Origin of the sequence: Rhodoferax sp., assembly GCF_034520025.1 — a bacterium.
In the GTDB taxonomy this organism is placed as follows: domain Bacteria; phylum Pseudomonadota; class Gammaproteobacteria; order Burkholderiales; family Burkholderiaceae_C; genus Allorhodoferax.
The window spans coordinates 1-24,426 of the sequence record NZ_JAXHNZ010000002.1; the positions used below are offsets into that span (position 1 = coordinate 1).

Below are 24,426 nucleotides of genomic sequence, written 5' to 3' on the forward strand. Positions count from 1 at the left end.
TACTCAGAACACGACACCAGCAAGATCTACGAAGCAGCGCAGACCTTCCGCGACAACTGCCTGCTCCGCGACGGCTCGCTCGTTTTTGAAGGCGCTGCACTTTGGCAAACCGACCTGTTGGAGCGCATCCACAAGGCGTTTGTGGCTACGCCAGACGAAGGTGATCGATCCTTTATCGACAAGTTCAGGGATCAGGTCAAACCAGCCGGGCAGGACGTAGTTCGCCTTGCTGGCGAACTTCTCTGCGTGTACTTCTTGTTCCCGTCGAGCGTAGGGGGCTTCCGAAAGCGGCAAGTTGTCAATGAAGTGTTCGGATGGGTCGGGGACAGTCTCCCCGACACCAACCTTGTGTCCAAGGCATTTGAGCGCGGCATCGGTAGTGGCGGTCAGGGCTACAACACCCGTCGCCCGTTCGAAATAGCTTTTCTTATCGAGTTCGCAATTGCCTGGAAGAAGCTCACCCCCGCCGAGCAGCAAGAAATAGCAGCTGATCCGTGGCGCTTCCAAGCGCTTGTCGAAGGCATCGATGATGCAGAGTCAAAGCAACTCCGGCACATGTTGCTCCACCTGCTGTTCCCTGACTCCTTCGAGCGCATCGCGAGTGGAAACCATAAGCGCCGAGTCATCGCTGCGTTCTCCGGACTGATCACAGATGAGTCGGACAATGAAGACCAGAACCTCTTGGCAATCCGGCGCGCCCTCGAGGCTTTGCTACCGAAACGCGATCTGGACTTCTATTGGGCACCACTGGAGGCCGCGTGGTACGACAACAGCGAAGGCGGCCCAGCGGAGGGTGCACCACTCGAGGTCATTCAGCACAAGAAGCAGATCGTGCTGTTTGGGCCGCCGGGAACTGGAAAGACGTTTCGCGCCAAGCGGCTGGCTGACAGGGTCATCCGTTCAGCGGCGCTATCAAAAATGGGCCCTGCGCTCTACTTTCAGTCGCAGACAGACATCGAGGTGGCCATCAAGAACAACGTACACCGTTTGCAGCTTCACCCCTCCTACAGCTACGAGGACTTCGTGCGCGGTCTGCATATCTCGGACACCGGAGCAACAGAGTACCGTGCTGGTTACCTGCCCCGGTTGATCGAGGACATCGAGAGGCAGCCCAGAGAGAATCGCTTGCCGCACGTACTGATCCTCGACGAGATGAACCGCACCGACTTGAGTCGGATGCTGGGCGAGTGCTTCTCGTTGTTGGAGGATCGAAACCAGACTATCGAATTGCCAGCGCGCAACGGGAACGGCGAAACCCTCAAGTTGCGGATTCCCGATGACCTATTTGTGATTGGAACGATGAACCTGATCGACCAATCCATTGAACAGATCGACTTTGCGCTACGTCGCCGCTTCCTGTGGCTGTTGTGTCCTTTTGATGCCGATGCGCTGCTGGGTGCTGCCGAAGCAAAGTGGAATGACCTCAAATGCGGCCTTGCTTGGGATCGAGTTGAAGCTGATTTTCGGCGACTGGCAGGAGCGGCCACAGCCTTGAATCGCGAGATTCACGACAGTCCCCTGTTGGGTTCGCAGTATGAAATCGGACACACCTACCTACTCGATGTGGTCGTGTTTCTCCGGAACTTCCTTGGCCTGCGTCCGACACGCAAGCAGAACTACCTGTGGAACAAGAAAGGCGATGCGCTTGATCCTGTCACTCAGGTCTGGAATCTGTCCCTGCGTCCGCTCTTGGAGCAGTACCTGGCCGGACTCGATGCCAACTCGCGCAACGCTGAACTTGAAAGGCTGGCCAAGGTGCTTCTCAAGCCTACGGTGGTTGAGTGAAACTGATCGCTAAGGATTGCTCGCCGTTGAACCCGCAACCAACGGCGGCAGAAGCTGATTGGCTGCGCAGGGTTGCAGCGAGCGTTCGCGCCGGTGATTTCGTCGTCCCGATCTCAGGCGACCGCGATGATGACGAGCCAATTGTGTACTGCTCGTGGGATGGTACGTGGTGGGCTGGCCGGTATGTCGGCTCTCTGTCGTTCGAAGGACGCAGTTTGGTAATTGAGCCACGCTTCGGGCTTGCCACCTTGAGGAACTGGTTGTTCGAAGCGACTTCGGTTGTACTGACCGAATCGCCAGGACGGTTGCGCCATGACGAGTCCTTCATCGCGCAGTTGTTGGCATCAGTCTGGGCGCACGGGTTTGTCGAAGCCGCACGGCACGGACTGCCCGCTCTTAGTCGGGATGTAGCGACCAAGGGCCCAACGATCCGTGGGCGACTGGATGTCGCCGCCTCGATTCGATTGATCGCATCTGCTAGCAGGGAAGTCGTCTCCGTCCGATCAGAACGGTCGTTGGATCATGCGGCATCAGATGCAATCATTGCTGCCTATGGAGTTCTGCGACGGTGGCTCGGCGTTCCTGACGAGCAGTGGATGCCCGCCCGGGCAAAGGAACTCATCCCTCATCTCATGGCTGTCACCGGCCCCCGCCCTCGTGTGCCCACGAAAGCCGAACTTGACCGGATTCGTTACACGCCGATCACAGCGGGATTCGCACCGATTGCTGAGTTGTCGCGCCAAATCGCGAATCGCCGGGGGCTGGCTGCCGATGTTGATGCCAGCGGTGAGACTAAAGGCGTTCTCCTTGATGTGGCCGAACTTTGGGAGATGTACGTTCTAAGCGTTCTCCGGAGGTCGGCGACTCCCTTGTCCGTGAAGCACGGAACGCGGGAGAGGGATGCGTCCAAGAAACTCCTCTGGAGTGACGTCAATGGTCAGGGGCTAGGCACGTTGATCCCTGACGCGATCCTCTCCGCAGGCAACGATGTCCAGGGCGTGGCTGACGCCAAATACAAATCCCTCCATCCGTCTGCGAATGCGCCGAACGGCCCGCAGCGCGAAGACCTGTATCAGATGGCGGCCTACCTAGGTCGATTTGCCCCTTTGAACGGCAAGGCGGCATGGGGCCTGCTTGCATACCCTGATGACCCGTCTCGACCAACCGTTGCACCAGCAGAGCAATACAGTCCGTGGGGCCTCGATCACGGGAAGAGGGTCGTTTTCACCTCACTACCCCACGACGCGGAACGGGCGACGGAAAAACTGCGGGGGCTGATTTCCCAGATGACATCCGAGCGATCCGCTTTGCGTACTCAAGCCTGACCATGGATATCCGGAACGATGTGCACTCAGTGTTGGCCGCAGGCGGAATTGAATTCGGCCAAATACTCAAATTCACGCCCTCAAGATCAAAACCTTGCTATCCTGTTCGGGATGCGGACGCGGGTTCGGTTCCGTATTCCACCACCACTCTCAATGAAAAAGCCGCTTGCTGGCGACAGCAGGCGGCTTTTTTCTGTTTGGATGTTTTGTCTAAAACCCGCTGCTAGCACCTATCGGATATGCACAAGCTGCTCCTGTTTTGATAGCGTCTCCGGGAGCCGACTATTGACGACTACTCATCTCCGCGATTGCTGCGGGCTCGCTTGATGCCACTGCGTCCGACTTTGTCTTCCCGTCTGCGCACGCGGGATCCGAAGGTGGGTCGCGTCGCCTTACGTAGCACTGGTTCAATGGCAGCGGCCTCCAGGATGGCGCGCAAGCGTTCGTAGACATCCTGGCGGTTGAGTTCGCGGGTCCGGTGCTGCTGGGCTTTGAGAATCAGGACTCCATCCCGCGTAATGCGGCTATCCGCGCTTTGCAGTAAGCGTTCTTTCATGGCGTCCGGTAGTGAAGAGCCCGGAATATCGAAGCGCAAATGGATGGCGCTGAAGACCTTGTTGACGTTCTGGCCGCCGGCGCCTTGAGCGCGGATGGAGATTAGCTGTGCTTCAGCGGCAAGGCGGTCAAAAAGAAAAGCCACGGTGGGGTGTTTAGGCGGTTAGACTGCCTCGCACCATACCACTCCCGAACAAGGACTCTCCCATGGCCAAAGGTCAACAAAAATCCAATAAAGAGTCCAAGAAGCCCAAGAAGGACAGTACTGCCCCTAAACCCTTGTCCAGTGGGGAACCGGTGCGCGCCGCGGTGACGACGGCGGTGATGCCACGTGGCAAGCTCAAAAACAAGACCTGACGAATCAGGCCTTTTAGGTTTACAGAAGCGCTTGAGTTTCTGAGTAAGTGGGGGGCTGGCAGCCCGCCCTCGAACAGTTGATGGCCGCAGCCTGCATAGCTTCCGTCAAAGTTTGATTCACTCGCCCTTCGCCATCGGCGTTGAGAACCCAGTCACCCAGGCAATTGCCCCAAAAAGTGTCGCCTGCGCCTACCGTGTCGACCACGTTCGTACGTGGCACGTCGGCATCTGCAGAAGCGCCGTCGACTTCCAGCCAGGCGCCTTGGCCGCCAAAAGTCAAAGCGATTCTGCTGGCACCCTGGTCGCGGAACAGAGCTGCAATTTGGGCACCTTGTGCGCGGCTCGGGGCGTGCACACCGAGCAACTCAAGGTCTTCGTCGCTGGCTTTGATCCAGTCTGCCAGCTTGGCGACTTGTTTTACGGCTTCCACATAGGCGGCAAGATCAGCAGCGAGCTTGGGGCGCAAATTCACATCTACGCTGATGGTCCAGCCCAAATCCTTGGCGCCTTGCAGGATCGCTAGTACCTTGGTGTGCTCTGGTGGCACCAAAAGCAGGGACCCGGTGTGGAGCACGCCGGGTGGATGGGCTTTGAGCATGGACAGCACGCTGTTGACGGTGTAATCCCGGTCCGCAATGCCTTCGCGATAAAAGCCATAGCTGGGTTGGCCGTCCGTAATCTGTACCACGGCCAGGGAGGTCGGCAGACGGCTCTCACCGGCCAGCACCTGGACGCCGTCTTTTTTCAGTTGCTGGCCCAGTTGCTGTCCGAAGTGGTCGGTAGAGAGCGGGTTTACATAGCCCACAGGTGCTCCCCGTAACGCCGCTGCGCGAGCCATGTTGTAAGGGCTGCCCCCCATGTAGGGGCGCAGTGTTCCATCGGGCTGCGAGAGGCAGTCCATCAGCGCTTCGCCGAGTACCCAAATAGATGCGGTCATTTTTTCAAGAGTCGTTGACGACGGATCACATCAATCCAAACAGCCAAAATCACCACCGCGCCGATGGCCATCATCTGCTTGAACTGCGAAATTTCCATCAAGTTCATGCCATTGCGGATCATGGTGATCAACACGGCGCCCAGAAGACTGCCCCAGATACTGCCACGTCCGCCAAAGAGTGAGGTGCCGCCCAAGATAACTGCCGCTATGGCATCCAGCTCGAACATCTGGGCCATCTTGCCGCTGGAGGAGTCCATGCGTGCCATCAGTACCAGTGCACCCAAGGCGCAGCTTAAACCCGACACCACATACACGCCTAACTTGTACCAGCGGATGTTGATACCCACTTGACGTGCACCCATTTCATTGGAGCCCATCGCGTACACATAACGGCCCAGTTTGGTGCTGGACAGAATGAAGGCCATCACCACGAAGAAGATTCCGGTGATCCAAATGGGCATCGGGACGCCTAGGAGCTGCCCGTAACCGATGAAGGGTAGGGGGTCCGGCATGCCGGAGTTGTCAAAGCCACCAGTGGATTCGAAAGCAAGACCCCGCCACAGAGTCAAGCCACCCAAAGTCACAATGAAAGAAGGGATGCCCACAAAAGCAACCAGATAGCCATTGAACAGCCCAACAGCAGCACCGATGGCAAAAGCGGCTGCGATACACAGGTAGGGGTCAACGCCCAATTTGACCATCATGTGGCCGGCAACAGCACCTGCTAGCGCGGTCAATGCACCCACTGCAAGGTCGACACCACCGGTCAAAATCACAAAAGTTTGGCCGCCCGCCAGCAGGGCGATTACCGAGGCCTGCACCAGAATGTTGGATAAATTGCCAGTGGTCAGAAAGTAGGGTGATGCTGCACTTAGCAAGGCCCCCAAAACCAAAACGGCCACTAAGGCTCCATACCATTCTTGGCGGGTGATGGACTTCATGAAATCAATTCCTCAAATAAAAAAATGACGACCGCTTTGCAGCGGTCGTCTGGGCCCGGTGGTCACCCACTGGGCGGGTGCAAAAACTTATTTCACTTTCATGAACTGCGCCACGCCAGAGTCTTTGGCGAACTGGTCCACGTTGGAAGGCAGCACCAGGAAGGAGCCAGTGTCGATGCGAGCGTCTACCTTTTTGCCTTCAGCAGCGGCAATCGCTGTTTCGACACCTACTTGGCCGATTTTGGCCAACATTTGCGCAGCGTTGGCAGACTGCCAGCGTTGCTTCATCATGTCCAGACCGCCGGGGGAGCCGTCAAAACCAGCGATCTTGACGTCGCCGGCTTTCTTGCCTGCAGCCATCAGGGCTGCTTTGGCACCGAGCGCGCCGCCGTCCCAAGCACAGGCAATCACCTTGACGCCGGGGTTGGCGCGCATGGCAGTTTCAACGCCGTTTTGCGCCATGGTTTGATCCCACGTTGTGGAGACCTCTACCACTTTGACGTTCTTGCGCTTGGCATTCAGGCCGTCGAGAAAGCCCTTTTTGCGCTCTTGACCTGTCGATTGACCCAAATCGCCTGTGATGTAGATCACGGTGTCGCCGTCTTTGACCTGCTCGGCAGTCCAGTCACCTTGCACCATTGCGGCCTTGATGTTGTCGGTTGCCACATACGAGGTGATTTTGGCGCCGGAGATGCCGGTGTCTACCGCCACCACTTTGATACCGGCCGCCAATGCTTTGTTGATGGCAGGGGCAATGCCTGCGCTGTCCACCGGAGCAATTGCAATCGCGTTCACTTTGCGCGTGATCATGTCCTCGACGATCGCCAGCTGCTTGGAGAGCTCGCCTTTTTCTGCTGCCAATTCAATGAATTTCACGCCGGCCTTTTGACCAGCTTTCTTAGCGCCACCGTTGATCAGGGTCCAACCTTCGTTGGTATTGCCATTGGTGATGTAGGCAATAGTGGTTTCTGCGGCAGCGGCAGACATCAGGCCGGCGGTGGCCATCGCGATGGCCAAGCGGCCCAGCATGCGTTTGGTGATCATTCGTTATCTCCGTTGTGGTGTGGATTAGCAGCTGTGGTGGATTCCATGGCTTGCTGGAGCCAAATTACAGCAGAGTTTTATTTAATTAAATCTAGTAGTTTTACTAATACGATTCCGTGTCGGGTTCTGGCATGCTTGCACCCAATTTCCTGAAACAGGTCCACCATGACATCCAAACAACCAGTTCTGCAGATTACCAATCTGACCAAGCATTACGGTGGCGTGAAGGCTCTGACCGATGCCAGTTTCCGCCTGCTACCCGGCGAGCACGCCGCGATCGTCGGGGACAACGGTGCCGGTAAAAGCACCTTTGTTCGCTTGATCACCGGCGTAGAGCAGCCCAACTCGGGCGACATCAATCTGGACGGCCAAAGCGTCCACTTCAGCTCTCCCTTGGATGCACGCGACCAGGGTATTGAAACGGTGTACCAGACACTGGCCCTCGCCGAAGACCTTGACGTTCCCGCCAATATCTTTTTGGGGCGTGAAATCACGCGTTTGGCGCTCGGCCCTTTGTCAGTGTTGAATCACAAGGCCATGCGCGAGCAGTCCGCGTCGATGTTGTCAACAACAGGCGTCAAGATTCAAGACATGTCCGAGAGCCTTCGGGGCATGTCGGGCGGCCAGCGTCAGTGTGTGGCGATTGCCCGTGCCGCCGGTTTTGCGAAGAAGCTCATCATTCTTGATGAGCCTACTGCTGCATTAGGGGTCGCGGAGACTGCACGGGTCGAACAGATCATCAAGGGCCTGAAGCAACAAGGCATACCGCTGATCATCATCAGCCACAACTTGCGCCAGGTGTTCGATTTGGTGGACCGGATATGGGTGTTCCGCCAGGGTCGCATCATTTGCAGCCGCTTGACCAAAGAGACCAATCCGGAAGAAATTGTGGGCCTCATCACAGGCGCCATTGATCCGGCCACACTGCAATCCGCGGAGGCCGTCGCATGCTGAAAGGTCTTGATTCCTTGTTGACCCCCGAGTTGCTGATGCACCTGTCTGCAATGGGGCATGGCGAGTGGGTTGCGGTGGTGGACGCCAATTTCACCGCAGATTTCTTGGGCAAAGGCAAAGCGCTAGTCCGCTTGCCCGGGCACAGCTTGGAGAGGGTAAGCAAAGCCGTTCTGTCGGTGTTCCCCTTGGCTGAAGACGTCGCTTGTCCCGCTGCTTATATGCAGGTTTGCCACAGCCCGGAAGGTCACCAGACCGCTGCACAGGCCTCGGTAGTGGCGCTGTTGTCGCACGAAGGGCTACCCGCCAGCAGGGTCGAAGCGGTAGAGCGCTTTGCGTTTTACGAGAAGATCAAAGGCGCCAGCGTCATCGTCCAAAGCGGCGAGGCCACTGCGTATGGAAATGCCATGTTCTGCAAGGGCGTTATCCTTTGAGTGCGAGCTGGCACCGCCAGCGCTCAGGGGAACAATCGTATGACTAAAATTTTTCTCGACTCCGCGCGCGTGGAGTCATGGGCTCTCCCGGCAGGCTGTCCACCGGTGCAAGGGGTCACTACCAACCCCAGCTTGGTGTTTCAAGCGGGGCTTCCGGTCACTCTCGATACTTATGCAGGTTTGATTTCAGCGGTCGCAGACCACGGTTTAGCGGAACTCATGGTTCAGTTGCCCTACAGCCAACCGGAGCAAGCAAGAGAATGGCTCAAAGTGCTACAGCCGGCGGCGAATGCCCGGGGGATTCAATTGACGATCAAGCTGCCCTGCGCACCGGATTGGGAGGCATGCATTGACGCAGTTCGGGCTGAGCAGCAAGACGTGTTGCTCACCGGGCTCTCCAATGCAGTGCAGTTGTTGTGGGCACAACACAAGGGTGTGCAATATGTGGCGCCCTATGTGGGCCGCCTTGCGAACGATGGCCGCAATGTGTGGGCGCTGATGGAGGCATGCGTGGCAGTGCAAGCCAAAGGCCCGCAGCTTCTGGCGGCGAGTATCAAAACGCCCGAAGTGTTGGGCCAGCTGGTAGCCGTAGGCGCAGCCGCAGTGACATTGCCTCCAGCGAGTCTCATTGCGTGGTGTACCGATGCACTGACCCAAAGCGCCGTAAAGCAGTTTGATCTTGATATCCAATCCAGTCTCAAAATCGGACAACACTGATTGCTTTAGTGGGGCATAGCCCCACAGCCTGCTCAATCGTGGGCGATTCGCGATACTCGCCACCCAGCTATGTTGCTGGGTCGCAGTATCTGGGCTTATGTCGTACAGCGTAGTTTGGTTCAAAAAAGATCTCCGCCTGCATGACCACGCCGCTTTGCGGCAGGCCTTAGATGCTGGCCCCGTATTGTGTGTCTTTTGCGTAGAGCCCCACCTATGGCGCCAAGCAGATGCCTCAACCCAGCACTACCGCTTTGTGATCGAGTGTCTGCGTGATCTCTGGTCCGAACTTCGATCCGTGGGTCTCAAACTCCATGTGGTGACCGCGGATGCTCCAGACTTCATGGAGCGACTTTTCGCGGCGTCGCCTTTCAAAAGGATCTATTCCCACCAAGAAACAGGCAACGGCGCGAGCTTCCAGCGGGATATCGCCGTCGCTCGTTGGTGCTGCGCACATGGAGTGGCATGGCACGAGGTGCCGCAGTTCGGAGTTCAACGCGGTAGCGCCAACCGTGACGCTTGGAGTCGCCACTGGCATGGCCACATGAGCCTGCCGCAGTCCACTTTGCCCACTGCGTCTGCGCATGACACTGTGCCATTGCCCTGGGTAGAGCCACCTCCGCCAGATGCTCTTACCCTAGGCTTGCAGCAACCCGATAAGCCCCGTCGTCAAGCGGGTGGCCGCGCTATCGCGCTGCAGTTGCTGCGCAGTTTCATTGCGGACAGGAGCCGGCAATATCGCGGGGGAATCTCTTCGCCACTCAGAGCCGTGGATGCTTGTTCCCGCTCGTCGCCCTACCTGACTTGGGGTTGCCTCAGTGTGCGCGAGGTGTGGCAAGCGGTGCAGTATCGCCGAGCCAGTGAAGCGCCACCAGCGCCCAAACACCTTGCGGGGCTGAATGCGTTTGGCAGCCGCCTGCACTGGCATTGCCACTTTATTCAAAAGCTCGAGTCTGAGCCTAGCATCGAGTTCCACAACATGCACCGTGGCTATGACGGGCTGCGCGAGAGCGAACATAAGCCCGAGCATTTTGCGGCGCTTGTCTCCGGGCGCACCGGCTGGCCATTGGTGGATGCTTGTGTTGCGATGCTTCGCGAAACCGGCTGGGTCAATTTCCGGATGCGCGCGATGCTGGTGTCCGTCGCAGCGTATCCGCTGTGGTTGCACTGGCGTCCGGTGGGCGAGTGGTTGGCTACCGAGTTTTTGGACTACGAGCCGGGCATCCACTGGAGCCAAATGCAAATGCAGTCGGGTACCACGGGGATCAACACTGCGCGCATCTACAACCCGATCAAGCAAGCGCGCGACCAGGACCCGGAAGGGCGCTTCGTCCGTGAGTGGTTACCGGCGATGCGCAAGGTGCCCGACACTTGGCTATTTGAGCCTTGGCGCATGCCTGCGGAGATGCAATTGCGTTGCGGGCTCCGTGTGGGCGGTCCGGACGCGGACATTCCGACCCCATTGGTCGACTTGGAGCGCGCTACCCGGTTGGCAAAAATCCGCTTGTTTGCGCTGCGTGCACAGCCGGAGGTTAAAGCTGCAAAAGCCGCCATTGTTCGACAGCACGGATCTAGGACGTTTGTTCGCAAACGGGCAGGCAAAGTGCCGCCGGTTGCGGTCCCTGCTCAATTGGAGTTGCTATGAAAATGCGAAAGAAAAGTGATCTGCCATCCAAGCAGTGCGCTACCTGTGGCCTGCCGTTTCAATGGCGCAAAAAATGGGAAAAGGTTTGGGCGGAAGTGAAGTACTGTTCTGAGCGCTGTAAGCGCGGCGGGCGGTGAGCACGGTGCAGCGTATGACTCCTTCTGCGCCTCTTGTTTATTGGTTTCGCAGCGATTTGCGGTTGCGTGACAACCCCGCCTGGGTCCAGGCCTGTGCCTTGAATCAGCCACTCTTGGCTGCTGTGTTCGAGCCGCACATGGCCTCGACTGAGCAGCGTTGGGGTAGCTTGCGCCCTGGGCCCCATAGGCTCGCGTGGTGGCACGCCAATGTGCGAGCTTTGCAGCTGGAACTCGCGCGGCATGGCGTAACGCTGTTGGTGTTGCGGGGCAATGTGGTCGAGGTTTTACAAACTGTCGCCAACAAGGTCGGGGCAACAGCCATTCACTGCGAAGAAATTGCCGCACCTTACGAGCGCGCAGAGGTGCAAGCGTTACGAAATGCCGGCTTTCAGCTGCACACCCAATGGAGCAGCACCCTGTTTGTCGAGCAAGAGCTTCCCTTCGCCGTGGACGAGTTGCCTGCTGTTTTTAGCCAGTTCCGCAATTTGGTGGAGCGTGCACACACACCGGTGCCCACGCCTTTGGAAGCTCCGCAGCGTGTTTGCGGTTTTTCCGTTCCATCGGAAATTGCGGCAGCATTTGCGCCATGGGCGGCAATCCCCCCTGCGGAGCAGCTCAGTGTTGACATCCGTTCGGCGTTTGTTTGGGGCGAGGATACGGGCTCAGCCGTGCGAGCCGGAAATGAGGGAGCTCTGGCCTATCTCGACGCCTATTTTTCTTCAAATCGAGCGGCGCAATACAAGGCTACGCGCAATGGCTTGATCGGGATGGCGTACTCCAGCAAGTGGTCGCCGTGGCTTGCTGTCGGTTCGGTGTCGGCTCGAGAAATTTTCGATGCGTTGCGGACTTATGAGCAGCGCCAAGGGGCAAACGACGGCAGCTACTGGCTCTGGTTCGAGTTGTTATGGCGTGAGTATTTCCGGTGGTTGCATAAGCAGTACGGCGAAGCACTGTACCGAGGTCGGGGCTTGTCGGAGGCAACCCGGCCGGTGGTCGCTATCAAGCACCAGCGCGCTTTTGCGCATTGGACCCAAGGCCGCACCGGCTGCGAACTGGTCGATGCCGGAATGCGGGAGCTGGCAGAGAGCGGCTATAGCTCAAACCGAATGCGTCAGATTCTGGCGAGCTATTGGATCTACGACCTGGGTGGGGACTGGCGTGCCGGCGCAGCTTGGTTCGAAGCAAATCTGCTGGACTATGACGTGTACTCCAACCAAGGGAATTGGCTCTATATCGCAGGTCTCGGCACCGACCCACGAGGAGGACGCAAGTTCAATGTAGCCAAGCAGGCGGCAGACCATGACGCTGACGGGCAGTATCGGAATTTATGGAGTGCCTCGCCATGATGCAAAACACTGAAGTGACACATACCGTCCGGCTGATTTTGGGCGACCAGCTCAACCCGTTGCACAGCTGGTTTTCTAACCCCGACCCCCAAACGCTCTATCTGATGATGGAGATGCGCCAAGAGACCGACTATGTGCGCCACCACGCGCAAAAGGTGATTGCCATTTTTGCGGCCATGCGGGCGTTCGCGACAGCATTGCGGGAGCGCGGTCACCGGGTGCACTACCTCCAGATTAATGAGGCCGACAGTAAGTTGCCAATGGTAGAGAGCCTCGATGCAGTGATGGCCCGCACGGGTGCAGCTGTGTTCGAGTACCAGGAGCCGGATGAGTGGCGGTTGGATGCTCTGCTCAAGGAGCACCTGGCGCAAGCCGAGGCATCGGGCAGCTACTCCGGGCGCATGGTCTCAAGCGAACACTTTTACACCGAGCGTCTTCAGGCGCAGTTCATGTTCAAGCCGGGAAGCCGTTGGCTGATGGAGACTTTCTATCGCCAGATGCGCAAGCGTCACGCTGTCCTGCTCGACGCCAAGAAAGAGCCCGAAGGCGGGCAGTGGAACTTTGACAGCGAAAACCGAAAGGCGTGGAGAGGCGTTCCGCCCGAGCCTGAAGACTTTCGTCCACAGCACGATCACACTGCCCTTTGGGAGCAAATTCAAAGAGCAGGGGTGCAAACTTTTGGCAACCCGTCGGCCCAGAGTTTCCGCTGGCCGCTAGGTCGCGCAGAGGCGCTGGCGCAGTTAGAAACTTTTGTCACACAGGTGCTCCCGCACTTTGGCGATTTTCAAGATGCACTGAGCAGCAAGGCGAGGCGGCTTTTTCATTCATTGCTCTCATTCGCGCTGAATACCAAAATGCTGTCGCCCCAAGAGGTCGTCGAGCGAGCAGCTCGCGCCTGGCGGGATGGCGGAGTTCCCTTGCCTGCGGCAGAGGGTTTCATTCGCCAGATACTGGGCTGGCGTGAGTATGTCCGGGGGGTGTATTGGGCGGCGATGCCCGGCTATGAGGCGCACAACTTCTTTGATCATCAAGCGGAGTTGCCTGACTGGTTCTGGACAGGCAAGACCCAGATGGCGTGTGTGTCTTCGGCCATCACCCAATCCCTGGACATGGCACACGCCCACCATATCCAGCGCCTGATGGTGATTGGTAACTTCGCTTTACTGGCCGGTCTTAATCCCAACGCCTTGCACCAGTGGTACCTGGGCATTTATATCGATGCCTTTGAATGGGTGGAACTACCCAACACGGTAGGAATGAGCCAGTTTGCGGATGGCGGCGGACTGGCCACCAAACCCTATGTATCCAGTGCCGCGTATCTCGACCGCATGGGCGATCATTGCGCGGGTTGTCGTTACGACAAAAAGCAAAAAACCACGGCTGACGCGTGTCCGTTCAATGCCTTGTACTGGGAGTTCTACGACCGGCATTCCCGATTGCTGAGTCACAACCCACGCATTGGGATGGCCTATCGGCAGCTCGAAAAAATGCAACCCGAGGCGAAAGAGGCGCTCTTCGAGAAAGCGCGCACATTGCGCGCCAACTTGAATGCGTTGTAGCTCTTAGGCCTGCATTACAGCTTGTCCATCCGGCTATCCAGCGGCGTGACAAAAGAGTTGAGTTCCCATCCGGAAGCGAGCCGGCTTTCCGGATGGCTTGATAGAGGGCTGCTAGCGGTGTCGCTCAAGTCCTGCCCCTTGCTCATCCGGCGGCGGTGAAAGGCGGCATGCAAATGCTCCCGCATATTTTGGAATCGGGTGTCGAGGGGCTTGTCTGCCGCCAGCATGGCTGCGTGTTCGCCTAGAAAAGCGGTCCTTATCTGCGTCAGGTGCGGCAGATTGTCGGGGTCTACCACCCAGTAACGCACATCACATTGCTCTAACAGCGAGTGTTTTAGTGTTTGATTGCCCAACGAGAGCCCGGATGCACCGGGGACATCCACACACCCGATGACTTTTCCATCCGGGCTACACACGGTAAACGTGCAATACACACCGTTCAACAAGCGGTACCAGTGTGCCGCTTCGGATTGCTCGGACGGAATAGTGAAGCGAGTCACCGGCAACTTGATCAGCACCTGTTGGTCAAACATGACTTTGGTAAGCCACAACCACACCTTGCGCTCTCTGCTGTTGACGAGGCGGCGCACCTGAAGCGGCCACACGGAAGGGATCCTGCGGCGTTGTTTGGCCCGGTAGTTTTGGAGCCCGTAAACGAAGCAAACCCCTAGTAGAAGCCCGCCAAGAAAATAAAGAAACATTGCTGCGCCCTGAATGTGTGGCCTCTGGATGGACCCTTTTTCACAAAGTTTATCGGGCTTTTGCAACGGGCGCTATGGCCCACACAGACCAACGGAGGGGCTGCTCAGACTATTGACCGGCGCTCATTCACTCTTTATCAGGGTTGCTGGTAAAGCGCTTTGACGGCTTCCACCTGTTCTTGGAGGCGTTGCACCAATTCCGGATCGAAGTGTTTACCTTGTTCGTGGAACACATAGTCCAAAGCCTGATGGAGCTCCCAGGCTGGTTTGTAGGGGCTGGCAGAAACCAGCGAGTCCAACACATCGGCCAGGGCTGCTATCCGGCCCACCAAGCTGATCTCGTTTCCTTTCAAGCCGGCCGGGTAGCCGTTTCCATCCCACCGCTCATGGTGTTCTTGGGCGATTTGGGCCCCCATGGCATGCAAGCGTGAACTCGATCGGGACAGCAAGGTGTGCCCTAGGGTCGGGTGCGTTCGCATGACCGCCCATTCCTCCGCCGAAAGCGGGCCGGGCTTGCTCAAAATCTGATCAGGGATGCCCGCTTTACCCACGTCATGCAAGGTAGACGCGCCCCGGATCATCTCAATCTCCGCATCGCTACAGCCACTAGCGCGAGCGAGCAGGGCCGCCAGTTCCCCCACACGCTCTATGTGGCGGTCGCTTTCCGTGCCCCGGCGTTCGATGGCGCCACCCAAAGTGGCGATCGTGTCCCGTTGGGTGTTTTGGGTTTCTTCCCGCAGCAGCAGGCTGTCGTAAGTACTGGCTACATTGCGCGAAAAGAGTTCGAGCAATTCGCGCGCCTGTTGCGTAATCGGCTCCGGAAACTCCATGTAAATCAAACTCTCGCTGCCCGCCTTGGTTCGAAAGTAACCCGCGTAATAACGCTCACCATGGCGGCTCACTTTTTCGCCCAGCGACTGCAATATGGCTGTTTTTACGACTTCTGGCAGGTTTTCTACTTCATCTTCGAGCATCAGCTCCGAAAATGCATCCGTTGCTGCGAGTACCTTCAGCTTGCCATGCCCTGCGTTGGCGGTGTAGGCCGACAAGCGGCTGGCGCACAGGCCTTCGCCCTTCAGATCCAGAAGGTGGTTTAACTGCGACAGCACGGCGGATGCGAAGCTGCGTAAATTGTGGGAGTCGCCCACCTCGCTGATGGCTTCAATTGACCGCACCAAGCCCCTTCGTGCGTTTTCCAGTCGCATCAGGTCCCGATAAGCCCTTAAACCCGCGTAAAAGACAGTAATCAACTTGCGACGGGTCAGGTCGGTTTTTTCTTTGTAATCGTTGATGTCGTAATCACGGATGACCTGTTCTTCGGGGGCCTGGCCGGGTTGGCCGGTGCGCAGCACGATGCGCACATTCAGGTTGCCCAAGTCCTCGCGAATGTATTTGGCGAGGTCCAAGCCTGCGTGCTCAGACTCCATCACCACATCCAGCAAGATCAGGGCAATATCGTTGCGCTGGCCCAGCAAGGTGCGGGCTTCGGCGGCGCTGTAGCAATGGGAGAACTCCAACCGGCGTCCGTCCATTTCGAAATCGGACATGACCAGCTTGGTGACTTCGTGAACCGCCGGTTCATCGTCCACCACCAGAACTTGCCAAGGCTTGGCGGTGTGGCTGCGCGTTTGCTCTGCCTCTTGTTCATCGCTGAAAACCAAATCATCTGTCATGACACGGGTCCCGGTTGGAATCGAATCATCGCAGTCTACTGGAAGTGACTGCGATACTACGTCCATGCAGTTACAGGAAATACTCTATACCCAAGGGTTTGGCACCCGCCGTGTGTGTGCTGGTTTGGTTCAGCAGGGCTTTGTGCAGGTTTATATGCCGGAACAAGGCTCAGCGCCCGTCACCATTACGCAAGCAGCTATGGAATTTGTAGCAGAAGGGTTGCGCTTCCGGGTGCAGGGCGTCGACTGGCCCTACGCTGAACGCGCCTATTTGATGCTCAACAAGCCGGCCGGTACCGAGTGCTCGCAAAAGCCCTCGACCTATCCCAGCATTTACACCTTGCTCCCCAGCCCGCTGCGCTTGCGGCCGCAAAAGGCAGCGGTGCAGGGCGTTCAGGCCGTGGGTCGACTGGATCAAGACACCACCGGCATGCTGTTATTGACCGACGATGGCAAATTCATTCACCGGATGAGTTCACCCAAGCACCATGTCCCCAAGGTGTACGAAGTCACGGTCAAGCATCCGCTTGATGAAAAGCAGGTCAGCAAGCTGTTGAGTGGTGTCGTGCTGGATGACGACCCCAAGCCCGTCCGGGCTGCTGCTTGCGAAGCGGTTAGCGAATTCCATCTGCGCATGACTCTCACCGAGGGCAAATACCACCAAGTAAAGCGCATGGTGGCCGCTGTCAGCAATCGGGTGGAGGGCTTGCATCGCTCCAGCATCGGTGGCGTGTCGCTGCCTGCGGACTTGCCCCTCGGCGGCTGGCGTTGGCTCACTGCCGACGAAATTGTGGCTGTGCAAACCAAGGTGTGATGCCATGAACGCCGTCCTCGATGCCTTCTGGCGTTCCGTGGCCTATTGCCTGCACCCCAAAGTCATCTTGTGGTCGTTTCTGCCACTAGTCTTGATGGTGGGGGTAACCGCCGGACTCGGGTATTTTTACCTTGACAGCCTGCTCAGCCAAGTGAACCTGCTGTTGGAGTCGATGGACTGGCTGCAAATGCTGTGGTCGTGGCTCGAATCCATGGGGGCTGGAAAGCTCAAGACGGTCTTGGTTCCGCTCTTGGTGATTCTGCTGTTGACGCCGCTTGTCGTGGTCGCGTGCTCATTGGTGGTAGCCACCTTGATGACCCCCATGCTGGTGCGCCTGGTCGCTCAGCGCCGCTTTCCCTTGCTCGATAAGCAAGGTTCCGGCTCTTTTCTGTTGAGTGCCGGATGGGCTCTGGGCTCGACAGTGGCTGCATTGTTCGCCTTGGTGGTGTCGCTGCCACTCTGGTTGATTCCGCCGCTTGTGCTGGTCATTCCACCCTTGATTTGGGGCTGGTTGACTTACCGGGTCATGGCTTTTGATGCCTTGTCCGACTTTGCCTCCCGTGCTGAGCGACAAGAACTATTCAAACGCTATCGCTGGCCCTTGCTGGCGATGGGCGTATTCGCTGGGTACCTCGGTGCGGCCCCTAGCCTGGTCTGGTCATTCGGGTTTGTTGCGGTTGCGCTTGCCCCTATTTTGGTTCCGGTGTCGATTTGGCTCTACACCCTGTTGTTCGCCTTTTCGTCGCTGTGGTTCACCCATTTCGGTTTGAAGGCCTTGCAAGATTTGCGTACAGAGCAAGCGGCAGCTGCCGAGGTGCCAAGCATTTCGCTTGATGTGGTTGACGTGGAGATCTTATGAAGTTTGGCGCGATCATCATTGGGGATGAAATCCTTTCCGGTAAGCGTGCTGACAAGCACTTGGCCAAAATCATTGAGCTGCTGGGTGCCCGTGGCATCCCGTTGGCCTACGCGCATTACGTTGGCGATGATCCACAGCGGATCACATCGACGCTGCGCGACGCATTCGCTTCGGGGGACACCGTCTTTTCCTTCGGTGGCATTGGCGCCACCCCCGACGATCACACCCGGCAATGCGCCGCATCGGCGTCGGGCAAGGCCTTGGTACTCAGTGACGCCGCACGGGATTTGATCCAAGAGCGCATCTTGGACGTCGCCCGGGAGCAAGGCCTGCCTTATGAGCCCGAGCGCCCAGACAATGTGCACCGCTTGCAAATGGGCATGTTCCCGGAAGGCTCTGCTCTCATACCCAATCCGTACAACAAAATTCCGGGGTTCAGTTATCCCGGTGTTGGACAAGGGCGGGTCCACTTTGTGCCCGGCTTCCCCGTGATGGCCTGGCCGATGGTGGAATGGGTTCTCGATAGCCAATGCGCTCAATGGTTTCAGCAGGATGTGTGGCGCGAGCAATCGGTGATTGTCTTTGGTGCCATGGAGTCGATGCTGACCCCACTTATGGAGCAGCTGGAGCGGAGTCATCCGGTCAAGGTCTTCAGCCTGCCGAGCGTGGACCATCCACAATACGGCCGGCATATCGAATTGGGGGTGAAAGGGGATCCCGCTGTGCTGCCCGCCGCATATGCGGACCTGATGGCGGGCCTCAAGGCGCTGGATATGTCGTTAGGCCCTGAATTGGTGCGATGACAAATTGCACCAATAAAGTGCACTTTCACTTGGCGCACCTTGGTGGTGCATTTTGGTGCGTTCGTTGGGCTCTCACCCGTGACTTTCCGGATTTCGTGCTCGAATTGCCCGTTTAACGATGCAAAATAGAGCGGTTTGCCGAAATGCCTTTTGGGTGCGTGCTTTGGCACAAAAGCTGCATTAACTGCAGCGCAAATCTTTTTACAACCGTGCAACAGGAGTATTTGATGGCCAAGACCGTCGCAGATGTGATGAAGATGGTGAAAGAAAACGAAGTCAAGTTTGTTGACTTCCGTTTCACCGATACCCGTGGTAAGCAGCAGCACACCACTGTGCCTGTCTCGCATTTTGATGAAGATAAATTCACCTCCGGCCACGCGTTCGACGGCTCTTCCATCGCCGGCTGGAAGGGAATCGAAGCTTCCGACATGTTGTTGATGCCCGATCCAGGCACCGCCAACATCGATCCGTTCTTCGAAGAAACCACCATCATCATGAACTGCGACGTGGTGGAGCCTGCTGACGGCAAGTCTTACGACCGCGATCCACGTTCCATCGCCAAGCGCGCGGAAGCCTACTTGAAGGCCTCCGGCATGGGCGACACCGCTTACTTCGGCCCTGAGCCAGAATTCTTCATCTTTGACGGCGTGCGTTGGTCTACAGAACCCAACAACACCTTCTACGAAATCGAAGAGTACGAAGCGCCTTGGAACACCGGTTCCAAGCTCGAAGGAGGCAACCGCGGTCACCGTCCCACTGTCAAGGGCGGCTACTTCCCCGTGCCCCCAGTGGACAGCACGCAAGACATGCGCGCTGAAATGTCCCTGATTCTCGAATCGTTGGGCATTCCAGTTGAAGTGTTCCACCACGAAGTGGCGGGCGCTGGTCAGAACGAAATCGGCACACGTTTCTCCACTCTGGTTGAGCGTGCTGACTGGACCATGTTGCAAAAGTACGTGATCCACAACGTGGCCAATGCCTACGGCAAGACCGCCACTTTCATGCCCAAGCCTTACCACGGCGACAACGGTTCCGGCATGCACGTGCACCAGTCCGTGTGGAAAGACGGCAAGAACCTGTTTGCTGGCGACGGCTATGCAGGTCTGTCTGACTTCGCGCTGTACTACATCGGCGGCATCATCAAGCACGCACGTGCCCTGAACGCCATCACCAACCCTGGCACCAACAGCTACAAGCGTCTGGTTCCTCACTTCGAAGCTCCGGTCAAGTTGGCATATTCCGCCAAGAACCGTTCCGCTTCGATCCGCATTCCTTTCGTGGCGAACCCCAAGGGCCGTCGCGTGGAAGCACGTTTCCCCGATCCATTGATGAACCCATATCTGGGCTTCGCGGCCTTGTTGATGGCAGGTTTGGACGGCGTGGAAAACAAGATTCATCCCGGCGAAGCCGCCACCAAGGACCTCTACCATCTGCCTCCCGAGGAAGATGCAAAGGTACCAACCGTGTGCCACAGCTTGGATCAAGCCTTGGAGCACTTGGACAAAGACCGCGCGTTCCTGACCAAGGGTGGTGTGTTCACTGACTCCATGATCGATGCCTACATCGACCTGAAGATGCAGGAAGTGACACGCTACCGCATGTCGGTGCACCCTGTCGAATACGACATGTACTTCAGCCTGTAATCCCGGCGCTGCAAAGCCCCGTGATGAGCAAAAAAAGGACGGCGCGAGCCGTCCTTTTTTTATGGAACACTTGGACACAAATCGCCACCCGAACCTCGGGGATACTCAGGGCCTTTGTTCCGGGGCACTTTTTGACGGATACTGAATCACAGCGCTTACCAAACCAAGCGTAGTTACTGACACAGCATGAAACCCACACTCCTGATTCTTTGCTTGACCGCCGGCACGACGCTAGGAGCCTCGGCGCAGGAGCGTATCTACCGGTGTGGCAATGAGTACACTAACACCGTGACCGAAGCGCAGGCCAAGACCTGCAAGCTTGTCTCGGGCGGCAATGTCACGGTGGTGCAGGGGCAAAAACCCGCAGCAGCGGCAGCAACAGCGCCCGGGGTGAAGGTGGCATCGACGCCGCCCGCAAGCAGCGCGCCGCGTATCGACAGCGCGGATCAAAAAGCCAAAGACTCTGATGCCCGTTTGATTCTCGAGGCCGAGCTCAAAAAGGCCGAGGCCCGTCAGATTGAGCTGAGCAAAGAGTACAACAACGGGGAACCTGAAAAGCTGGGTCCCGAGACGCGCAATCAGCAAAAATACCTGGACCGGGTTTCTGAGCTCAAAGCAGCGCTGTCCCGCAACGAAAGTGACATATCGGGCATCCGTCGGGAGCTTGGTCGTTTGCCGGGCAGTAGCTCCAAGCAATAAGGCCCGGGCAAGTGCTCGCCTTTGCGGGCGGAGCCATGGACTCGGTTACTCAATTTCCTTTTTCCGCGGACAAGCCTCATGGAGCGATTCCATTCTTTTGACCTGCTAGCAACCTTGGTGGCGGTGGTCGCAGCCGACGCGTCTGTGCAATTCTCCAATGCGGCACTGGAAGATGCCTTGGGCATTTCGCGCAGGACCATCATCGGCTCCAACTTTGCCGATGTCTTTACCGAACCCGCACAGCTGCACAGCGCTCTCGAGGGTGCGCTGGACAATGCTTTTGCAGCACTGCGCTACGACGCGTGGCTCAAGCGCGCCGGGCTGGAGTCCATGCCGGTGCACGTCATCGTGACCCGCACCGAGGCATCGAACCACATCATTGTGGAAATGGTGCCCCAGGAGCAGCAGACCCGCCAGGACCGCGAAGAGCGACTCGCCGAGCAGGCCCAGACCAACAAAGAGCTGATCCGTAACCTTGCCCACGAAATCAAAAACCCGTTGGGTGGCATTCGTGGCGCGGCGCAGTTGCTCGAGATGGAGATGGAGTCTCCCGAGCTCACCGAGTACACGCAGGTCATCATCCATGAGGCGGATCGCTTGCAGAGCCTGGTAGACCGCCTGCTGGCGCCGCACCGCCGGCCCCACTTGGTGGGAGATGTGAACATTCACGAGGTGTGTGAGCGCGTGCGCTCCCTGATCCTGGCCGAGTTTCCAAAAGGCTTGCGCGTGGTGCGGGACTACGACACCTCCATCCCCGAATTCCGGGGCGACCGCGAGCAGCTCATTCAAACCGTGTTGAACATTGCTCACAATGCCTGCCAGGCGCTGGCAGAGCGTATTGCAGCGGGTGACGGTTGTATGACGTTTAAGACCCGCGTGACACGGCAGATCACCTTCGGCAAACAGCGTTACCGGTTGGCATTGGAATTGCATGTCATCGATAACGGACCTGGCGTGCCAGATTCGATCAGAGACCGCATTTTTTACCCGTTGGTTTCGGGCAGAGAAGGTGGTTCCGGACTGGGGCTCACACTGGCGCAAACCTTTGTTCAGCAACACCATGGTCTGATTGAAGTGGACAGCGTGCCGGGCCGTACGGACTTCAAAATCTTGATTCCGTTACCGTAACAGACAAAGAATATAGGGTGCCGCACAACATGAAGCCGATTTGGATCGTAGATGATGACCAGTCCATCCGCTTCGTGCTGGAGAAGGCACTGCTGCGTGAGCATCTGCCTACACGCAGTTTTTCCAATCCACGCGATGTACTGACTGCGCTGAGCACCGCAGCAGACGATGAAGGCCCGCAGATCCTGGTGAGCGATATCCGCATGCCCGGGGGCTCCGGTCTGGACCTGCTCGAAAAAGTCAAGGCCAAACACCCCGGCCTGCCTGTCATCATCATGACGGCTTTCTCGGACCTTGACAGCGCGGTGAGCGCCTTCCAGGGCGGCGCGTTTGAATACCTGCCCAAGCCCTTCGACCTGCCCAAAGCAGTAGAGCTCATCCGCCGCGCAGTGGAAGAGAGCCAGCGCGAGGAAGTCGCCGAAGAGCGCATGGCCGAGTCCCCCGAAATGCTGGGCCAGGCGCCCGCCATGCAGGACGTGTTCCGTGCCATCGGCCGCTTGAGCCAGAGCAACGTCACGGTGATGATCACCGGCGAATCCGGCTCCGGCAAAGAGCTGGTGGCCCGTGCGCTTCACAAGCATTCCCCGCGCGCCGATGGCCCGTTTGTGGCCATCAACACTGCTGCGATTCCCAAAGATCTGTTAGAGAGCGAACTCTTCGGCCATGAACGCGGCGCTTTCACCGGCGCGCAAACCATGCGCCGTGGCCGCTTCGAGCAGGCCGATGGCGGTACGTTGTTTCTGGACGAAATCGGGGACATGCCGTTTGAGTTGCAGACCCGTTTGCTGCGCGTCTTGAGCGACGGCCACTTCTACCGCGTGGGCGGGCACAGTGCCGTCAAATCCAACGTACGTGTGATTGCTGCTACCCACCAGAACCTGGAGCAGCGCGTCAAAGACGGCGTGTTCCGTGAAGACTTGTTCCACCGTCTGAATGTGATTCGCCTACGCCTGCCCGCCCTTCGCGAGCGCAAGGAAGACGTGGCCATGCTGACCCGCCACTTTCTGCAGCAAAGCGCCAAGCAGCTGGGCGTGGAGCCCAAGCGTATTTCTGATTCCGCATTGGCCTGGCTCGAGGGCTTTGGCTTTCCCGGTAACGTGCGTCAGTTGGAAAACATCTGCCACTGGCTGACCGTGATGGCGCCGGCGCAGGTGATTGAGCGCAAAGACCTGCCGCCCGAGGTCAATCAGGGGCGCACCGAAGCCGGCGACTCACTGCTGGCCAAGCCGGTGTTTGCCGCCACGCCCGAGGCGCATCTCAAAGAGTTACCTCTGGATTCGCACGCCTCGGCGTCTTTGTCGCATGAGGGCAGTGAAGACCTGTCGCATGTATTGGCCCGTGCCGCAGCGGCTCAAGGCCCACTCGAAGGCTGGGAAGCCGAGCTTGAAACCGAGGCGATTGCGCTACTCGGCTCCGGTAAAGCGGATGTGTGGGACACACTCACCCGGCGGTTCGAGTCCCGCCTGATTCTTGCGGCCTTGGCCAATACCAAAGGCCGTCGTATTGAAGCGGCTCAAAAACTGGGTATTGGCCGCAACACAATTACGCGGAAGATTCAGGAGCTAGGGCTGGGCTGATCTCTACCACTACCGGCGCGTGATCGCTGGGGCGCTCGTTTTTGCGGGGCGTCTTGTCAATCACGCAGCTGGTAACCCGCGATTTGAGCGCCTGGCTCACCAGAATATGGTCAATGCGCAGCCCCCGGTTGCGCCGAAAGCCCGCATCCCGGTAGTCCCACCAACTGAAGCTTTTGGGCGGGTAGGGGAACAACCGGTAGCTGTCGCACAGGCCTAATGCCACTAGGGCGCGCAGGTGGTAGCGCTCTTCCTCGGTGCAATGGATGGTGCCTTCCAGGTTCACCGGGTCCCACACATCGTCCTCGTCAAAAGTGATGTTGTAGTCGCCCATCAACACCAGGTTCGGGTGCGCGGTCAGCTCGTCTTTCACCCAGCGGCGCAGGGCGGTGAGCCACTCCATCTTGTACTCAAACTTGTCGCTACCCGGCTCCTGCCCGTTGGGGAAGTAAGCGCCAATCACGCGTATCCTCTCCACCGTGCCGGTGATTACGCGGGACATGTCGTCGTCAAAACCGGGGATATTTTTGACTACGGCGTCCGCGGGAGATCGAGTAAGCAGGGCCACGCCGTTGTAGGTCTTCTGGCCAAACCACTGCGCGTAGTAGCCGATGGCTTCAAATGCATCCGCGGGGAATTTGTCGTCAGTCAGCTTGAGTTCTTGCAGGGCGAGCACATCGACCGGGTTGGCGGCCAGCCACTCCAGCACTTGCGACAGGCGCACGCCCAAAGAATTGACGTTCCAGGTGGCGAGTTTCATAGGTGATTCAGAAAAAATAAATGCTGCAGTGCAGAGACCCTG

At 57.9% G+C, this 24,426-nt stretch carries 24 protein-coding genes; 17 read left to right on the forward strand and 7 right to left on the reverse strand.

All coding sequences use genetic code 11. The features are described 5' to 3' along the window. Positions 1 to 1,785: AAA family ATPase (locus U5L73_RS08325; RefSeq protein WP_322561950.1), on the forward strand; the 1,785-nt coding region annotated here is incomplete at its 5' end. Continuing rightward, a complete protein-coding gene (locus U5L73_RS08330; RefSeq protein WP_322561951.1) occupies positions 1,782 to 3,110 on the forward strand; it encodes a 5-methylcytosine restriction system specificity protein McrC in 1,329 nt (442 codons plus the stop codon). The genes U5L73_RS08325 and U5L73_RS08330, both read left to right, overlap by 4 nt. Before the next feature lie 292 nt (positions 3,111 to 3,402). Here the strand turns inward: U5L73_RS08330 and arfB are convergent, their stop codons facing one another. Further along, entirely contained in the window at positions 3,403 to 3,810 is a 408-nt protein-coding gene (gene arfB / locus U5L73_RS08335) for an alternative ribosome rescue aminoacyl-tRNA hydrolase ArfB (RefSeq protein ID WP_322561952.1), read from the reverse strand. Positions 3,811 to 3,872: 62 nt separating this feature from the next. Between arfB and U5L73_RS08340 the strand changes: the two genes are divergently transcribed. After that, the gene (locus tag U5L73_RS08340) at positions 3,873 to 4,022 is read left to right on the forward strand and encodes a hypothetical protein (protein WP_322561953.1); all 150 of its coding nucleotides are present in this window, start codon (positions 3,873 to 3,875) and stop codon (positions 4,020 to 4,022) included. 19 nt (positions 4,023 to 4,041) lie between these two features. Here U5L73_RS08340 and U5L73_RS08345 read toward each other — a convergent pair whose 3' ends face one another. From U5L73_RS08345 to U5L73_RS08355, 3 genes are all read right to left on the reverse strand, one after another. Next, complete coding sequence (locus U5L73_RS08345; RefSeq protein WP_322561954.1) at positions 4,042 to 4,959, reverse strand: PfkB family carbohydrate kinase; 918 nt, start codon at positions 4,957 to 4,959, stop codon at positions 4,042 to 4,044. Continuing rightward, entirely contained in the window at positions 4,956 to 5,900 is a 945-nt protein-coding gene (locus U5L73_RS08350; protein WP_322561955.1) for an ABC transporter permease, read from the reverse strand. The genes U5L73_RS08345 and U5L73_RS08350 overlap by 4 nt, the downstream gene beginning before the upstream one ends. A gap of 87 nt (positions 5,901 to 5,987) precedes the next feature. Continuing rightward, on the reverse strand, positions 5,988 to 6,944 hold the full coding sequence (locus tag U5L73_RS08355; protein WP_322561956.1) for a sugar ABC transporter substrate-binding protein: 957 nt from the start codon (positions 6,942 to 6,944) through the stop codon (positions 5,988 to 5,990). 165 nt (positions 6,945 to 7,109) lie between these two features. Between U5L73_RS08355 and U5L73_RS08360 the strand changes: the two genes are divergently transcribed. From U5L73_RS08360 to U5L73_RS08390, 7 genes are all read left to right on the forward strand, one after another. Next, positions 7,110 to 7,898, forward strand: coding sequence for an ATP-binding cassette domain-containing protein (locus U5L73_RS08360; protein ID WP_322561957.1), 789 nt, complete (start codon positions 7,110 to 7,112; stop codon positions 7,896 to 7,898). Further along, positions 7,892 to 8,329 (forward strand): RbsD/FucU family protein, encoded by a 438-nt coding sequence (locus U5L73_RS08365; protein ID WP_322561958.1) that lies wholly within the window; start codon positions 7,892 to 7,894, stop codon positions 8,327 to 8,329. Before U5L73_RS08360 ends, U5L73_RS08365 begins: the two co-directional genes overlap by 7 nt. A 39-nt stretch (positions 8,330 to 8,368) precedes the next feature. Then, positions 8,369 to 9,046, forward strand: a complete 678-nt coding sequence (locus tag U5L73_RS08370) for a transaldolase family protein (RefSeq protein ID WP_322561959.1) — start codon at positions 8,369 to 8,371, stop codon at positions 9,044 to 9,046. 97 nt (positions 9,047 to 9,143) lie between these two features. Continuing rightward, a complete protein-coding gene (locus U5L73_RS08375) occupies positions 9,144 to 10,688 on the forward strand; it encodes a cryptochrome/deoxyribodipyrimidine photo-lyase family protein (protein WP_322561960.1) in 1,545 nt (514 codons plus the stop codon). After that, the gene (locus U5L73_RS08380; RefSeq protein WP_313875729.1) at positions 10,685 to 10,825 is read left to right on the forward strand and encodes a DUF2256 domain-containing protein; all 141 of its coding nucleotides are present in this window, start codon (positions 10,685 to 10,687) and stop codon (positions 10,823 to 10,825) included. The genes U5L73_RS08375 and U5L73_RS08380 overlap by 4 nt, the downstream gene beginning before the upstream one ends. Before the next feature lie 14 nt (positions 10,826 to 10,839). After that, positions 10,840 to 12,171 carry a DASH family cryptochrome gene (locus U5L73_RS08385; RefSeq protein WP_322561961.1) on the forward strand — a complete coding sequence of 444 codons (1,332 nt, stop codon included), beginning with the start codon at positions 10,840 to 10,842 and terminating at the stop codon, positions 12,169 to 12,171. Then, the gene (locus tag U5L73_RS08390) at positions 12,168 to 13,730 is read left to right on the forward strand and encodes a cryptochrome/photolyase family protein (RefSeq protein ID WP_322561962.1); all 1,563 of its coding nucleotides are present in this window, start codon (positions 12,168 to 12,170) and stop codon (positions 13,728 to 13,730) included. Before U5L73_RS08385 ends, U5L73_RS08390 begins: the two co-directional genes overlap by 4 nt. A 14-nt stretch (positions 13,731 to 13,744) precedes the next feature. Here the strand turns inward: U5L73_RS08390 and U5L73_RS08395 are convergent, their stop codons facing one another. Then, on the reverse strand, positions 13,745 to 14,335 hold the full coding sequence (locus U5L73_RS08395; RefSeq protein ID WP_322561963.1) for a hypothetical protein: 591 nt from the start codon (positions 14,333 to 14,335) through the stop codon (positions 13,745 to 13,747). Positions 14,336 to 14,568: 233 nt separating this feature from the next. Continuing rightward, positions 14,569 to 16,104: a DUF3369 domain-containing protein gene (locus tag U5L73_RS08400; RefSeq protein ID WP_322561964.1), complete on the reverse strand. Its 1,536-nt coding sequence runs from the start codon at positions 16,102 to 16,104 to the stop codon at positions 14,569 to 14,571. Between the two features lie 64 nt (positions 16,105 to 16,168). Between U5L73_RS08400 and U5L73_RS08405 the strand changes: the two genes are divergently transcribed. The 7 genes from U5L73_RS08405 to ntrC all read left to right on the forward strand — a co-directional run bounded on the left by U5L73_RS08405 (position 16,169) and on the right by ntrC (position 23,627). Beyond that, a complete protein-coding gene (locus tag U5L73_RS08405; RefSeq protein ID WP_322561965.1) occupies positions 16,169 to 16,918 on the forward strand; it encodes a 16S rRNA pseudouridine(516) synthase in 750 nt (249 codons plus the stop codon). A gap of 4 nt (positions 16,919 to 16,922) precedes the next feature. Continuing rightward, positions 16,923 to 17,777: an EI24 domain-containing protein gene (locus tag U5L73_RS08410; protein WP_322561966.1), complete on the forward strand. Its 855-nt coding sequence runs from the start codon at positions 16,923 to 16,925 to the stop codon at positions 17,775 to 17,777. Then, a complete protein-coding gene (locus U5L73_RS08415) occupies positions 17,774 to 18,580 on the forward strand; it encodes a competence/damage-inducible protein A (RefSeq protein WP_322561967.1) in 807 nt (268 codons plus the stop codon). Before U5L73_RS08410 ends, U5L73_RS08415 begins: the two co-directional genes overlap by 4 nt. 227 nt (positions 18,581 to 18,807) lie before the next feature. Next, the gene (glnA, locus tag U5L73_RS08420) at positions 18,808 to 20,223 is read left to right on the forward strand and encodes a type I glutamate--ammonia ligase (RefSeq protein ID WP_322561968.1); all 1,416 of its coding nucleotides are present in this window, start codon (positions 18,808 to 18,810) and stop codon (positions 20,221 to 20,223) included. A 186-nt stretch (positions 20,224 to 20,409) separates the two neighbouring features. Next, complete coding sequence (locus U5L73_RS08425) at positions 20,410 to 20,922, forward strand: hypothetical protein (protein WP_322561969.1); 513 nt, start codon at positions 20,410 to 20,412, stop codon at positions 20,920 to 20,922. Between the two features lie 78 nt (positions 20,923 to 21,000). After that, on the forward strand, positions 21,001 to 22,050 hold the full coding sequence (gene glnL / locus U5L73_RS08430) for a nitrogen regulation protein NR(II) (RefSeq protein ID WP_322561970.1): 1,050 nt from the start codon (positions 21,001 to 21,003) through the stop codon (positions 22,048 to 22,050). 29 nt (positions 22,051 to 22,079) lie between these two features. After that, positions 22,080 to 23,627, forward strand: coding sequence for a nitrogen regulation protein NR(I) (ntrC, locus tag U5L73_RS08435; RefSeq protein WP_322561971.1), 1,548 nt, complete (start codon positions 22,080 to 22,082; stop codon positions 23,625 to 23,627). On the opposite strand, the gene U5L73_RS08440 is transcribed toward ntrC, so the two are convergent. Beyond that, a complete protein-coding gene (locus U5L73_RS08440) occupies positions 23,593 to 24,384 on the reverse strand; it encodes an exodeoxyribonuclease III (RefSeq protein ID WP_322561972.1) in 792 nt (263 codons plus the stop codon). The genes ntrC and U5L73_RS08440 overlap by 35 nt on opposite strands. Positions 24,385 to 24,426: the final 42 nt, after the last annotated feature.